The organism is Pseudomonas sp. IT-93MI4 (genome assembly GCF_949767635.1).
GTDB lineage: Bacteria > Pseudomonadota > Gammaproteobacteria > Pseudomonadales > Pseudomonadaceae > Aquipseudomonas > Aquipseudomonas putida_A.
Genome location: NZ_CATKPP010000033.1, coordinates 360,267 through 374,282, shown reverse-complemented (window position 1 = coordinate 374,282; position 14,016 = coordinate 360,267). Strand labels below are relative to the sequence as shown.

Genomic DNA, 14,016 nt, shown 5'->3' with positions numbered 1-14,016 from the left:
GGTATGGACCTCAGCGCTGATGACGGATGCGTGGGTTGGCAAAGCCGTAGAGGATGTCCACTACGAAGTTGACCAGAATCACCAGGCAGGCGATTAACAGGATGCCGTTTTGCACAACCGGGTAGTCCCGGGCGCCGATGGCTTCGATCAGCCATTTACCGATGCCGGGCCAGGAGAAAATGGTTTCGGTCAGGACTGCACCGGCCAGCAGGGTGCCGACTTGCAGGCCGACCACGGTCAGCACCGGAATCAGCGCGTTGCGCAGGCCGTGCACGAACACCACGCGCGAGGGCGACAGGCCTTTGGCCTTGGCGGTGCGGATGTAGTCTTCGCGCAGCACTTCGAGCATCGACGAACGGGTCATCCGCGCGATCACCGCCAGCGGAATGGTGCCGAGCACGATGGCCGGCAGGATCAGGTGATGCAGCGCATCAAGGAATGCGCCCATGTCATCGGCCAGCAGCGTGTCGATCAGCATGAAACCGGTGCGCGGCTCGATGTCGTAAAGCAGGTCGATCCGTCCGGACACCGGGGTCCAGCCCAGGCTCACCGAGAAGAACATGATCAGGATCAGGCCCCACCAGAAGATCGGCATCGAATACCCCGCCAGGGAGATGCCCATCACCCCATGGTCGAACAGGGATCCTCGCTTTAGAGCCGCAATCACCCCGGCCAGAAGACCGAGGATGCCGGCAAACAGCAGGGCGGCCATGGACAGTTCCAGGGTCGCCGGGAAGAGGGAGGTGAACTCGGTCCATACGCTCTCACGCGTACGCAGGGATTCGCCGAGATCGCCGTGGGCCAGTTTGCCGATGTAGTCCAGGTACTGGGCATACAGTGGCTTGTTCAGACCTAGGCGTTCCATTGCCTGAGCGTGCATTTCGGGGTCGACCCGACGTTCGCCCATCATCACTTCCACGGGGTCGCCCGGAATCATGCGAATCAACGCGAAAGTCAGCAAGGTGATGCCGAAAAACGTGGGGATCAACAACCCCAGTCGGCGGGCAATAAAACTAAACATCTTGTGAGGTACCTCATCAGCCGGTTAGGCGTGCCCGGCGACCCTGGGGTCAGGGAGGCCGGGAGTTTCTTATCTACTTCACCTGGGTGGTGGCGAAGTTATTGGTTGTGAGAGGGCTGATGTGATAACCCTCTACGTTGTTGCGCATTGCGGTAAACATCCGGGTGTGGGCCATGCTGATCCACGGTTGGTCCTGATTAAACAGCACCTGGGCCTGTTCGTAGAGTTTGGCGCGTTCGGCCGGATCTACTTTAGCCCGTGCTTCGTCGAGCAGGGTCTGGAATTTCTCGTTGCACCAGCGCGCGTAGTTTTCGCCGTTCTTGGCTGCTTCGCAACTCAGCATAGGCGTCAGGAAGTTATCCGGGTCGCCGTTGTCGCCCGCCCATCCGGCCGACACCATGTCGTGCTCGCCGGCCTTGGCGCGTTTGAGCATTTCGCCCCATTCCATGACGCGGATGTCGATCTTGATTCCGACCTTGGCCAGGTCAGCCTGCATCATCTGCGCGCCGAGCATCGGGTTCGGGTTGGTCGGACCGCCGCCGTTACGGGTAAACAGGGTAAACACGGTGCCTTCCGGAACCCCGGCTTCCTTGAGCAGGGCACGGGCCTTGTCCAGGTCGCGTGGCGGGTTCTTCAGGTCGTGGTTGTAGCCCAGAAGGGTCGGCGGGTACGGGTTGACCGCCACACTGGCGTTGCCTTTGCCGAACAGCGCGTTGACGTAGGCTTCCTTGTCGAAGGCGATGTCGATGGCCTTACGCACGCGCACGTCGCTGATGTACTTGTGCTGGGTGTTCATGGCGATGTACGAGACGGTCATCGCGTCCATCTCGTCGACTTTCAGGTTGCTGTCTTTCTTGATGCTCGGGATGTCATCCGGTTTCGGATACAGCGCGATCTGGCACTCGTTGGCCTTGAGCTTCTGCAGGCGCACGTTGTTGTCGGTGGCAATCGCCAGGATCAGCGCGTCAGCCGGGGCCTTGCCACGGAAGTAGTCCGGGTTGGCCTTGAAGCGCACCTGCGCATCCTTGGCATAACGCTGGAAGATGAACGGGCCGGTGCCGACTGGCTTGTTGTTGAGGTCGCCGGTCTTGCCGGACTTGAGCAACTGGTCGGCGTATTCGGCCGGGTAGATCGAGGAGAACGCCATGGCGATGTCGGCCAGGAACGGCGCTTCGCGGCGGGTCAGGGTGAACTTGACCGTGTTGTCGTCGACTTTCTCTACGCTTTTGAGCAGTTCCTTGAAGCCCATGCTTTCAAAGTACGGGAAGCCCACGCTCGACAGTTTGTGCCACGGGTGATTCGGGTCCAGCTGACGCTGGAAGCTCCAGACCACGTCGTCGGCGTTCATGTCGCGGGTCGGCTTGAAGTATTCGGTGGTGTGAAACTTGACGCCTTTGCGCAGGTGGAACGTGTACGTCAGGCCGTCTTCACTGATGTCCCAGGATTCGGCCAGTGCCGGAATCACTTCGGTGGTGCCGGGCTTGAAGTCGGCCAGGCGGTTGAAGATCGTTTCGGCCACCGCGTCGGCAGTGACTGCAGTTGTGTACTGGACCATATCGAAGCCTTCCGGGCTGGCTTCGGTGCAGACCACCAAGGGTTTGGCCGAGACGCCGATGGCGGCGCTCAACAACGCGGCAGCAACGGCCGCACGTAGGGGAAGCATTTTCATCGATAACCCTCTGCAATCGGTTGAAGACAAAAAACCGAACGGCCGACTCGTCATGAGTCAGCCGTCGGTTGGCGGTTTTTACAGGATGTTGAACGGGATGGTGGTCACGAGACGGAACTCGTTGATGTTGCCGTCAGCCTGGTGCTCGCTCGCGCGGTGAGTGGTGTAAGTCGCGCGAATTGCGGTGGCCTTGAGCGGGCCGCTCTGCACGGCGTAGGAAGCACCGACACCGTATTCGTAGTGGCTTTCGCCATCCATCAGGCTCAGGTCGCCGCGCTTGGCGCCCGGATCGGTGTAGGCGGTGCCGGTGTAGTGAGTACCGTCGATACCCCAGCCGCGAGCCTGGTAGATGTTGAACTTCAGGCCTGGCACGCCGTATTCGGCCATGTTGATGCCGTAGGCGATCTGGAAGGATTTCTCGTTCGGGCCGTTGAAGTCCGACAGCAGGGAGTTGGCCAGGTAGATGCCGTTGGTTTCGTGCAGGTAGTCGAAGTACTCGTTACCGTTCACTTGCTGGTAGGAGAAGGTCAGGCTGTGGGCCTGGTGAGTCAGGCCGAACGACAGCGAGTAGGTGTCGTTGTCGATGTTGCCCATCAACTTTTTGCCTTCGTCGACGGTCTTGTAGTAGTTCAGACCGGTGGTCAGGCTTAGTACCTGGCTATCACCCAATTCGTGGGTGCCGCCGAAGTAGTACTGGTTCCAGAAGTCTTCGACGTTGGCTACGTAGAGACTGGTTTTCAGGCTCTTCAGAGGCTGGTAGTTCACGCCAGCGGTGTAAACCTTGTCGGTTTCAACGCCAGTGGCCGAGTACTCGGTGCGGAACTTCGACAGGCTCTGCTCGGTACGTGGCGAAACACGGTCAAAACCGGCCAGATCGAACGACAGGTTGTTCAGTTCTTCGCTGTGCAGGCTGATCCCTTCAAAGCTCGAAGGCAGCGGACGGTTGCCGATGACGTCGACGATCGGGGTGCTGAAGTTTTGACGACCCGCAGTCAGCGTGGTGTTGGAAACACGGAACTTGACGTTGGCCAGACCCAGTTTGCTCCACTGGTCAACAGCGTCGCCGTCGGAGTGCGCCAGGGTGCGGTTGGAGCCGCCGGCGATGTCCTTGCGGTCACGGTCCAGAACGATGGCGTTGTAGGCGGCGACTTCAGTGCTCACGCCAACGGTGCCTTGGGTGAAGCCCGAGGTGTAGTTGACGATGGTGCCTTGAACCCAGTTGATACGACGCGGGGTTGGCGTTTTCACCACTGGCGAAGTGTTCTTGTCGCTGTTCTTCACATAGCTGAAGCGGTCATCCCGACGCTTCAGTTCGTTGGCGTACCAGTTGCGCGTAGTGCCGCCCAGACTTTGTCCTTCGATAAAGCCCTTAGCCTCGCTTTGGGCGCTGCTACCGGCCAGGGTGGTCGGTACGAATTCCTGACTTGCAGGTTCTGCGTACGCCGTAGCGGTGATGCTGCTGATGGCCAGGGCCAGTATCGCGGTGCTGCTCAGTTTCATGGGTGAAGCTCCTTTACTTTCTTTTTATGCCGGCTTTTTTGGGTGGGCCGGTTATTGGTTTAGAACTCATTTCACACATCGCAAACGTTTGCAAAATGCCGGATCGGCGAATTTCGGCAAAGCGCTTGCGTGAGGGGATAGACAGTCCCCTCAGCGTTGCGGCTAATCGGTTGGGTTAATCGATACTGACGCCTGAAAACACATTGCGACCGAAGGGGCTGACCTTGAAGCCTTCAACCCGGGCGCTTAACGGCTGGTTGACCGTCGAGTGGGCGACAGGCGTGATCGGCACTTGCTGCTTGAGCAACTGCTGCGCCTGTTTGTAGAGCGTGGTGCGCTGGTCGCGATCGGTGATGACCTTGGCCTCTTTGATCAGCTTGTCGTACGCCGGATCGCACCACATGGAATAGTTGTTGCCGCCAATGGCGTCGCAGCTGTACAGGGTGCCCAGCCAGTTGTCCGGGTCCCCGTTGTCGCCGGTCCAGCCGATCAGGCTGATATCGTGCTCGCCATTCTTGGTGCGCTTGATGTACTCGCCCCATTCGTAGCTGACGATCTTCACTTTCAGACCGATTTTCGCCCAGTCTGCCTGGAGCATTTCGGCCATCAGTTTGGCGTTCGGGTTGTATGGACGCTGTACCGGCATCGCCCACAGGGTGATCTCGGTGCCTTCTTTCACGCCGGCAGCCTTGAGCAGCTCGCGGGCTTTTTCCGGGTTGTAGGCGGCGTCTTTGATGCTGTCGTCGTAGGACCACTGGGTCGGTGGCATGGCGTTGACCGCCAGTTGCCCGGCGCCTTGATAAACAGCGTTGAGAATCCCCTGTTTATTCACCGCCATGTCCAGCGCCTGACGTACTTCGAGCTGGTCGAAGGGCTTGTGGCGCACGTTGTAGGCGATGTAGCCGAGGTTGAAGCCCGGCTTGGAAATCAGCTGCAGTTTCGGGTCGACCTTCAGTGCTTCGACATCGGCAGGGCGTGGATGCAGGGTGATCTGGCATTCGCCGGCCTTGAGCTTCTGCACGCGTACCGAAGCGTCGGTGTTGATCGCGAAGATCAGGTTCTTCAGCTTGACCCGGCTCGGGTCCCAGTAGTGCTCGTTACCGGTGTAACGGATATTCGAGTCTTTCTGATAGCTCTTGAACACGAACGGCCCGGTGCCGACCGGCTTCTGGTTGATGTCGCTCGGCTTGCCTTCGGCCAGCAGCTTGTCGGCGTATTCGGCGGACAGGATGGCAGCGAAGCTCATGGCGATGTTCTGGATGAACGCGGCGTCGACGCTGTTGAGCGTGAACTCCACGGTCAGCGGCCCGGTCTTTTCGACCTTGGCAATGTTCTTGTTCAGGCTCATCCCGTTGAAATACGGGAATTCGGTCGGATAAGCCTTACGGAATGGCTGTTGCGGATCGAGCATGCGGTTAAACGTGAACAGCACGTCGTCGGCGTTGAAATCGCGCGTCGGTTTGAAGTACGGCGTTGTATGAAATTTCACACCTTCACGCAGGTGAAAGGTGTACTTGAGACCATCCTCGGAAATATCCCACTTGGTTGCCAGTCCCGGTACGACGTTGGTCGCGCCTTTTTCAAACTCGACCAGGCGGTTGTACAGCGGCTCGGCGGCATCGTTATCGGTGGCCGTCGTGTATTGCGCGGTATCAAAACCCGCCGGGCTGCCTTCGGAGCAGAACACCAGGCTGTTGCTGGCGGCGTAACTGGCGGACGTGGCGGCCAACAGGCCGGCGCCCAGCAATGCGGAAAAAATCAAGGTATGGCGCATGACGCTCCCTCTTTTTGTAGTGTTGTTCAATGCACCGCGGTCCCGTCCAGGGACGCTGAGGTGGCATTGAGCTCAATCCAGTGCGTACGGCAAGCCGGTGGCCCACGCAGAAACTGGTCAGAACCCGACGGTAGGGGCCGTGGGTCTGGCAGTAAATGCGTAATTGCCTGAAAACTCGTAGGAAAAGTCGACACGTCCTATGCCACTGCAGTCATCCGCAGCGGAATTGGCTGTAGGCAAATTCCTGACTTCCCGGCAGCTAAAGCAAGGGCGACGTCATGAACGTCGCCCTTGCAATGGCTTAGTTGCTGACGCTGACGCCGTAGAAGGAGTTCAAGCCGAATGGGCTGATCTTGAAGTCCTGCACGTTGGCGCGCATGGGTTGATACACCGTCGAGTGAGCGATAGGTGTCATTGGGACTGCATCTTTGAGGACGTGTTGCGCCTGTTTGTACAGTTCAGTGCGCTTGGCCTGGTCGGTCGTGCGCTTGGCTTCCTTGACGAGACCGTCGAACTTCTTGTCGCACCACTTGGAGAAGTTGTTGCCGCTGAGCGAGTCGCAGCCGAACAGCACGTTCAGCCAGTTGTCCGGGTCACCATTGTCACCGCTCCAGCCAATGATCATGGCCTGGTTCTCGCCACCTTTGGAACGCTTGATGTACTCGCCCCACTCGTAGCTGGTGATCTTCACGTTCAGGCCGATCTTCTTCCAGTCGGACTGGAGCATTTCAGCCATCAGCTTGGCGTTCGGGTTGTACGGACGCTGCACCGGCATCGCCCACAGCACGATCTCGGTACCTTCCTTGACGCCAGCTTCCTTGAGCAGCTGTTTGGCTTTCTCAGGATCGTACTTGGCGTCCTTGATGGTGGTGTCGTAGGACCACTGGGTCGGTGGCATGGCGTTGACGGCCAGCTGGCCGGCGCCCTGGTAAACCGAATCGATGATCTGCGGCTTGTTCACCGCCATGTCCAGCGCCTGACGTACGCGCAGGTCAGCCAGCGGGTTAGCCTCGTTGCTGCCCTTGACCTTGTCCATCACGTTGTAGGCGATGTAGCCCAGGTTGAAACCGGCCTGGTCAGGCATCTTCAGGGTTTTGTCGGCCTTCAGCGCCGCGAGATCCGCCGGACGCGGGAACAGAGTGACCTGGCACTCGTTCTTTTTCAGTTTCTGGATACGTACCGACGGGTCGGTGGTGATGGCGAAGATCAGGTTGTCGATCTTCACGTCCTCAGGCTTCCAGTAATCCTTGTTGCCGGTGTAGCGGATGTTCGAGTCTTTCTGGTAGCTCTTGAACACGAACGGACCAGTGCCGATCGGCTTCTGGTTGATGTCGGCAGCCTTGCCTTCCTTGAGCAGCTGGGCTGCGTACTCGGCGGACTGGATCGAGGCGAAGCTCATGGCCATGTTCTGGATGAACGCGGCGTCGACTTCTTTCAGTGTGAACTTGACGGTGTGGTCGTCGACTTTATCGATCTTGGTGATGTTGGTGTCCATCCCCATGTCGGTGAAGTACGGGAATTCGGTCGGGTACGCCTTACGGAACGGGTCATCCTTGTTAATCATGCGATTGAAGGTGAACAGCACGTCGTCGGCGTTGAACTCACGAGTCGGCTTGAAATACGGGGTGGTGTGGAACTTGACGCCTTCACGCAGGCGGAAGGTGTAAGTCAGGCCGTCCGGGGAAATGTCCCAGCTGGTGGCCAGGCCCGGGATAACGGCGGTGCCGCCACGCTCGAACTGGCTCAGACGGTTGAACATGGTTTCGGCTGAGGCGTCGAAGTCGGTTCCGGTGGTGTACTGGCCTGGATCAAAACCGGCCGGGCTCCCTTCGGAGCAGAACACCAGGTTAGTCGCAGCGGATGCGAAAGGTGCGGAGGCTAACAAGCCTGCGCCGACTAAAAACGGAATGACCGCGTGTTTAAGCATGTTGGCCTCATGATTTGTTGTCATTTTTTAATATTGAGGTACGACCTCGTGAGTCGTGCCTGCGGATACTTATGCAGGGGCCATACCCAATGCAAGATCCAGAGTGTGAGCGAGCGTTAAACGGTGGCACGTACGTACCTTAATGTCGCATCTGTATAACTTTTGACGCATTTGACCGTTTGCGGGTGGATTTTACGGTGCAAACGAAGCCCCAAAACGGTGCGCCGGTCACGTTGTGCGCGCCGCATTGGGGCTCGGTGTTACTTATTTATACCCACGCCGTAGAAGGGCGTAAGGCCAAACGGACTGATCTTGAAGTCGGTCACTTCCTTGCGCAGTGGCTGGAACACCGTGGAGTTGGCGATCGGGGTGATCGGCACCTGCTGTTTAAGGATCAGTTGCGCCTGTTGATACAGTTTTACCCGTTGCGCCTTGTCGGTGGTCACCTTGGCCTGCTGCACCAGTTTGTCGTAGGCCGGGTCGCACCACTTGGCGTAGTTGCTGCCCTTGACCGCGGCGCAGCTGTAGAGCACGCCGAGCCAGTTGTCCGGGTCGCCGTTGTCACCTGTCCAACCATAGATCATCGCGTCGTGTTCGCCATTTTTCGCACGCTTGATGTACTCGCCCCATTCGTAGCTGACGATGTTGGCCTTGATGCCGATTTTCTCCCAATCCTGCTGGATCATCTGCGCCGACATGCGTGCATTCGGGTTTGAGGCGCGCTGCACCGTCATCGCCCACAGGTTGATGGTGGTACCCGGCGCAACCCCGGCTTCCTTGAGTAGCGCCTTGGCTTTCGCCGGGTTGTATGGTGCGTCCTTGATGTTCGGGTCATACGACCATTGCGCCGGCGGCAAGGCGTTCTGCGCCAGTTGGCCGGCACTCTGGTAAACCGCTTTGATGATCGCCGGTTTGTCGATGGCCATGTCCAGTGCCTGACGGACCTTGAGCTGGTCCAATGGCGGGTGAGTGGTGTTGTAGGCGAGGAAGCCGAGGTTGAAACCGGGCTGCTTGAGCACGCGCAGGTTCGGGTCTTGTTGCATCACTTCGATGTCGGCCGGGCGCGGGTAGCCGCTGACCTGGCATTCGCCGGCCTTGAGTTTCTGCAGGCGTACGGCGGCGTCGGGGGTGATCGAAAAGATCAGGTTGTCGATCTTCACGTCTTCCGGTTTCCAGTAGGCCGGGTTGGCGGCGTAGCGGATCTGCGAGTCTTTCTGGTAGCGCTTGAATACGAACGGGCCGGTGCCCACCGGTTTCTGGTTGAGGTCGGCGGCTTTGCCTTCCTTTAGCAGTTGCGCGGCGTATTCGGCCGATTGCACCGAGGCGAAGCTCATGGCGAGGTTTTGCACGAACGCGGCGTCGACGTTGTTGAGGTTGAAGCGCACGGTCTGATCGTCGATTTTTTCTACCGATTTGATCGTGGTGTTCAGGCCCATGTCGGTGAAGTACGGGGACTCGGCGGGGTAGGCCTTGCGAAAGGCGTTGTCGGGGTCGAGCAGGCGCTGGAAGGTGAACAGTACGTCGTCGGCGTTGAAGTCGCGGGTCGGGGTGAAATATTCCGTGGTGTGGAATTTCACGCCTTGCCGTAGGTGGAAGGTGTATTGCAGGCCGTCGCTGGAGACGTCCCATTTTGTCGCCAGGCCGGGTTCGATGTCGGTGCCGCCGCGCTGGAATTGGGTGAGGCGGTTGAAGACGGTTTCGGCGGAGGCGTCGAAGTCGGTGCCGCTGGTGTATTGGCTGGGGTCGAAGCCTGCCGGGCTGGCTTCGGAGCAGTAGACCAGGGTTGTGGCGGCGTTGGCGATCGGGGCTATGGCGGTTAGTGCGAGGGTGATTAGTAGTGGTTTTAGGGTGAATCTTTCCATGGAGTCCCCGGGATTTGGAGGTGGTTGTTTTTTCAGGTTAGCGGGGATTTGGGTGTGTTCGGAAATATCGTTTTTCTTGTTGGGGTGTCTATCTCGGTATATCTGGGGCTTTTGGGTGCATATCCGTTGCTGCGGTAACGGCGGCTTGGGGTTCCGCCCTTACGGCGGGTCACTTTTTCCAGACGCCGAAAAAGTAACCAAAAAGGCTTGCTCCTGCGTTCGGCCCGCTCGCTGGGGCTCGGGGTTCCTTCGCTCCGGGATCGATCCGGGCGCAGCGCCTCCGGTTTGCTTCGCTGCACCTCCTCTCGCTGTGTTTGGCTGCGCCAAACGGTCGCTGCGCTCCCACCCCCGGATCAATCCCTCCACTCAGCCTTCCGACGTCGCCCGTGGATCAAGATCAAAAGCGGTACTCGAGCTAACGCTCATCGTGTTGAGTGGTGAAAAGCGGGTGCGGCGACTGGCTAAGTGATGGCGGCCTGACAGCCGACCAATCTCTAACGGCCTGCACGCCATCCACTGTGGGAGCGGGCTTGCTCGCGAAGAGGCCCGTCCAGTCACCTGATAAAATTGGCTTGTTTAAAGTCGTTTCAAATAACCAGAACCTTCCCACAAGGTTTTCAGGTTGTCCCTCGGACGCCAGCTCTCTAGCCTTGAACTGTCGCTGAAAACTCAGCGATCGGGTGTGAGAACCCGCAGGAACTGTTAATCCACAATCAGTACCACCATAATTGCCGCCAGCATTTCTGCTGCTGCAATGTTCTATGGCGGCTGTGTGCGGGCGGGCTTCGGTCCGGCCGGGCTTGTTCCTACCGGTTTCTCACCCCGCACATTGCTGCCACCACTCCGCCGCGTGAGAAACGGCGAGTGAATGGCTTTTGATTAGGAACGCTATCAATGTCCAAGCCTGTCCCCGATCCACCCCCAGAAACAACCCCACTCACCGAAGCCCTCCACGCCGAAGACCTCGCGAAAAACCGCGAAGCGATCAAGCGCGCCCTCGACTTCTACCTCAGCCCCGAAGCCACAAAACCGCGTCCGCCCAGTTCGATGTTCCTCGTCCATCCGGGCATCGACACGGAAAGTCTGCTGGCCCACGCCTGCGAGTCCCTGGCCTCGGCCAACATCATGGCCAGCGATTTCGCCGATCAGCTCAGTCGCCCGCAGCGCAATACGGCGCTGGCGATTCCGCAGACCTGAGACCGCGTTATCGTTCATCGCGAGCAGGCTCACTCCTACAGGGAACGCATTCCAAATTGTAGGAGTGAGCCTGCTCGCGATGGCGGCGGAACATTCACCACAAAATCCAGGCACAAAAAAACCGGCGATCATTCACTGATCGCCGGTTTCTCATTCAGCCCACATCAATTCACTGCATCAGCACTTCGATCGAGCCATCGGCGGTCAGGCTGACCTGGCTGGTGCCGGCTTCAACTTCTGGTGTGACCGGTGCCGAATCCGCCATGCCGGCGGCTTTCATCATCATCGGGGCGCGCATGTACGGTTGTGGATAACCGTTGCTGTTGAGGTTCAGGTTGACGATTTTGTACCCCTTGCCGCCCAGTGCGTCAGTGGCCAGTTGCGCGCGGGCCTTGAAGGCGCTGACGGCTTCTTTCAGCAACTTGTCCTCGCTGGCCTTGCGGGTCGGCTCGGCGATGGCGAAGTCCATGCCGCCCATTTTCAGGTCGGTCAGCAGTTCGCCGGTGAGTTTGGACAGGGCGGCGAAGTCGGCGCTTTCCAGGCGCAGTTCGGCGCGTTCACGCCAGCCGGTGATCTTCTGGCCTTTGGTGTCGTAGATCGGGTAGCTGTTGCGGCTGCCCTGGCGCAGGGTGATGTCTTTGACTTGCTTGGCCTGTGCGAGTGCCTTGTTCATGGTGGTGCTGACGTCCGCGGCGAGTTTGGCCGGGTCGGTGTTTTGCGCTTCGGTGTAGAGCGTCACGATCATCAGGTCGCGGGCCACTTCCTGGCTGACTTCGGCGCGCAGGGAAATCTGGTTGTAGTGCAGCTCATCGGCGGCCAGCGCCGGAAGGCTGGCGATGCTGCCGACGGTCAGGGCGAGAAGGGCGGCGCTGCGGCGAAAGGTGTGCATGAAGGCTCCTTGAATAATGCGCAGGTGTTGGTTCGTCCCTGCGTGAAACCATCAGACTCTAGCTTCTGCGATCCGGTTCGCCCAGTTACAACTTCTATACAGATGCAGCGAGCCGCTGCGCGGCCATTCGCGAGCAGGCTCGCTCCCACTTTTGAAATGCATTCCTCTGTGGGAGCGAGACTGCTCGCGAAGGCGCCCTTATAGCCTCCGAAAATGTTTTCGCCATGTGGTCATTTGCCGCACTTTCGCCTCTCAAAGGCGCGGCTTGGTTATACTCCGTGCGATCCGCCTGGAGCGCTCATCAGGAGAGCTCATGCTCGCCCCCGTACAACTGACTTCCGCCACTCGCCAGAACCTCTGGCGGCTGACCTTCATTCGCACCCTGGTGCTCGCCGCGCAGGCCGGTTCTGTAGGCCTGGCCTACTGGCTGCAACTGCTGCCGTTGCCGTGGGTGCAACTGGCGATGACCCTCGGCTGCTCGATTCTGCTGTGCGTGTTCACCGCCGTGCGCCTGCGCACTTCATGGCCGGTGACCGAGCTCGAATACGCCCTGCAACTGGCCTGCGATCTGGTGATCCACAGTGCGCTGCTGTATTTTTCCGGCGGTTCGACCAACCCGTTCGTTTCCTACTACCTGGTGCCGCTGACCATCGCGGCGGTGACGCTGCCGTGGCGTTATTCGGTGATTCTGTCGGGTATCGCGCTGGCGCTGTACACCGTGATGCTCACGCGTTTCTATCCGCTGGAAACCCTGCCGGTGGCCCGCGAGAACCTGCAGATCTACGGCATGTGGCTGAGCTTCGCGCTGGCCGCTGCGGTCATCACGTTTTTCGCTGCGCGCATGGCGGAAGAGCTGCGTCGTCAGGAAGAATTGCGCGCGATTCGTCGTGAAGAAGGCTTGCGCGATCAGCAATTGCTCGCCGTCGCCACTCAGGCGGCCGGCGCCGCGCATGAACTCGGCACGCCGCTGGCGACCATGAGCGTACTGCTCAAGGAGATGCAGCAGGATCACCCCGACGCGATGCTGCAAGACGATCTGAAGGTGCTGCAGGATCAGGTCAAACTCTGCAAAGAAACCCTGCAGCAACTGGTGCGTGCCGCCGAAGCCAACCGCCGTATGGCCGTGGAGATGCAGGACGTCACCCAATGGCTCGACGAAGCGCTGAACCGCTGGCACCTGATGCGTCCGGAAGCCAGTTATCGCTTCCAGCGTCTCGGCCAAGGCACCGTGCCGCGCATGGCACCGCCGCCGGACCTGACCCAGGCGCTGCTCAATCTGCTGAACAACGCCGCCGACGCCTGCCCGGAAAACCTTCAGGTGACGCTGGACTGGGATGCGGAAACCGTGACCATCAGCATTCGTGACCACGGCGCCGGTGTGCCGCTGGCCATCGCCGAGCAGATCGGCAAACCGTTTTTTACCACCAAGGGCAAAGGTTTCGGCCTGGGCCTGTTTTTGAGCAAGGCCAGCGTGACACGCGCCGGCGGCTCAGTGAAACTCTATAGTCATGAGGAAGGCGGCACGCTCACCGAGCTGCGCCTGCCCCACGGCGCCCGAGGAGACCAACATGAGTGACGAAATCCAAGTCGAAGGCGAAGAACTGCCGCATTTGCTGCTGGTCGACGACGACGCAACGTTCACCCGAGTAATGGCCCGTGCCATGGCTCGTCGTGGCTTTCGCGTCAGCACCGCAGGTTCCGCCGAAGAAGGCCTGACCATCGCCCAGGCTGACCTGCCGGACTACGCCGCGCTGGACCTGAAAATGGACGGCGACTCCGGCCTGGTGCTGCTGCCCAAGCTGCTGGAGCTGGACCCGGAAATGCGCGTGGTGATCCTCACCGGTTATTCGAGCATTGCCACCGCGGTCGAAGCGATCAAGCGCGGCGCCTGCAACTACCTGTGCAAACCGGCCGACGCCGATGACGTACTGGCCGCGCTGCTCTCCGAGCACGCCGACCTCGACAGTCTGGTGCCGGAAAACCCGATGTCGGTCGATCGCCTGCAGTGGGAACACATCCAGCGCGTGCTGACCGAACACGAAGGCAACATCTCTGCGACTGCCCGTGCCCTGGGCATGCACCGCCGCACCCTGCAGCGCAAACTGCAGAAGCGCCCGGTTCGTCGTTGAAAGGTTTTCTGGCCAAATGAGCTGGATTGAATGAAACAGGCGCTACCC

10 protein-coding genes are annotated in these 14,016 nt (G+C 59.4%); 3 read left to right on the top strand and 7 right to left on the bottom strand.

Annotated features, from left to right (window positions below; genetic code table 11):
* Positions 1-10 precede the first annotated feature (10 nt).
* From ACM6I7_RS16285 to ACM6I7_RS16260, 6 genes are all read right to left on the bottom strand, one after another.
* Positions 11-1,021: an ABC transporter permease subunit gene (locus ACM6I7_RS16285; RefSeq protein ID WP_007953665.1), complete on the bottom strand. Its 1,011-nt coding sequence runs from the start codon at positions 1,019-1,021 to the stop codon at positions 11-13.
* Positions 1,022-1,094: 73 nt separating this feature from the next.
* Positions 1,095-2,690, bottom strand: a complete 1,596-nt coding sequence (locus ACM6I7_RS16280) for an ABC transporter substrate-binding protein (RefSeq protein WP_150370269.1) — start codon at positions 2,688-2,690, stop codon at positions 1,095-1,097.
* Positions 2,691-2,768: 78 nt separating this feature from the next.
* The gene (locus tag ACM6I7_RS16275) at positions 2,769-4,190 is read right to left on the bottom strand and encodes an OprD family porin (protein ID WP_123587278.1); all 1,422 of its coding nucleotides are present in this window, start codon (positions 4,188-4,190) and stop codon (positions 2,769-2,771) included.
* A 175-nt stretch (positions 4,191-4,365) separates the two neighbouring features.
* The gene (locus tag ACM6I7_RS16270) at positions 4,366-5,964 is read right to left on the bottom strand and encodes an ABC transporter substrate-binding protein (RefSeq protein ID WP_414888875.1); all 1,599 of its coding nucleotides are present in this window, start codon (positions 5,962-5,964) and stop codon (positions 4,366-4,368) included.
* Between the two features lie 301 nt (positions 5,965-6,265).
* On the bottom strand, positions 6,266-7,891 hold the full coding sequence (locus tag ACM6I7_RS16265) for an ABC transporter substrate-binding protein (protein WP_414888874.1): 1,626 nt from the start codon (positions 7,889-7,891) through the stop codon (positions 6,266-6,268).
* A gap of 260 nt (positions 7,892-8,151) precedes the next feature.
* Complete coding sequence (locus ACM6I7_RS16260) at positions 8,152-9,753, bottom strand: ABC transporter substrate-binding protein (protein ID WP_414888873.1); 1,602 nt, start codon at positions 9,751-9,753, stop codon at positions 8,152-8,154.
* A gap of 894 nt (positions 9,754-10,647) precedes the next feature.
* Between ACM6I7_RS16260 and ACM6I7_RS16255 the strand changes: the two genes are divergently transcribed.
* Positions 10,648-10,950 (top strand): DUF6124 family protein, encoded by a 303-nt coding sequence (locus ACM6I7_RS16255; protein ID WP_414888872.1) that lies wholly within the window; start codon positions 10,648-10,650, stop codon positions 10,948-10,950.
* Between the two features lie 169 nt (positions 10,951-11,119).
* Here ACM6I7_RS16255 and ACM6I7_RS16250 read toward each other — a convergent pair whose 3' ends face one another.
* Positions 11,120-11,839 (bottom strand): SIMPL domain-containing protein, encoded by a 720-nt coding sequence (locus tag ACM6I7_RS16250; protein ID WP_027610819.1) that lies wholly within the window; start codon positions 11,837-11,839, stop codon positions 11,120-11,122.
* Positions 11,840-12,152: 313 nt separating this feature from the next.
* Between ACM6I7_RS16250 and ACM6I7_RS16245 the strand changes: the two genes are divergently transcribed.
* Positions 12,153-13,415: an ATP-binding protein gene (locus tag ACM6I7_RS16245; RefSeq protein ID WP_027610820.1), complete on the top strand. Its 1,263-nt coding sequence runs from the start codon at positions 12,153-12,155 to the stop codon at positions 13,413-13,415.
* The gene (locus ACM6I7_RS16240; protein WP_003221630.1) at positions 13,408-13,968 is read left to right on the top strand and encodes a response regulator transcription factor; all 561 of its coding nucleotides are present in this window, start codon (positions 13,408-13,410) and stop codon (positions 13,966-13,968) included. Before ACM6I7_RS16245 ends, ACM6I7_RS16240 begins: the two co-directional genes overlap by 8 nt.
* Positions 13,969-14,016: the final 48 nt, after the last annotated feature.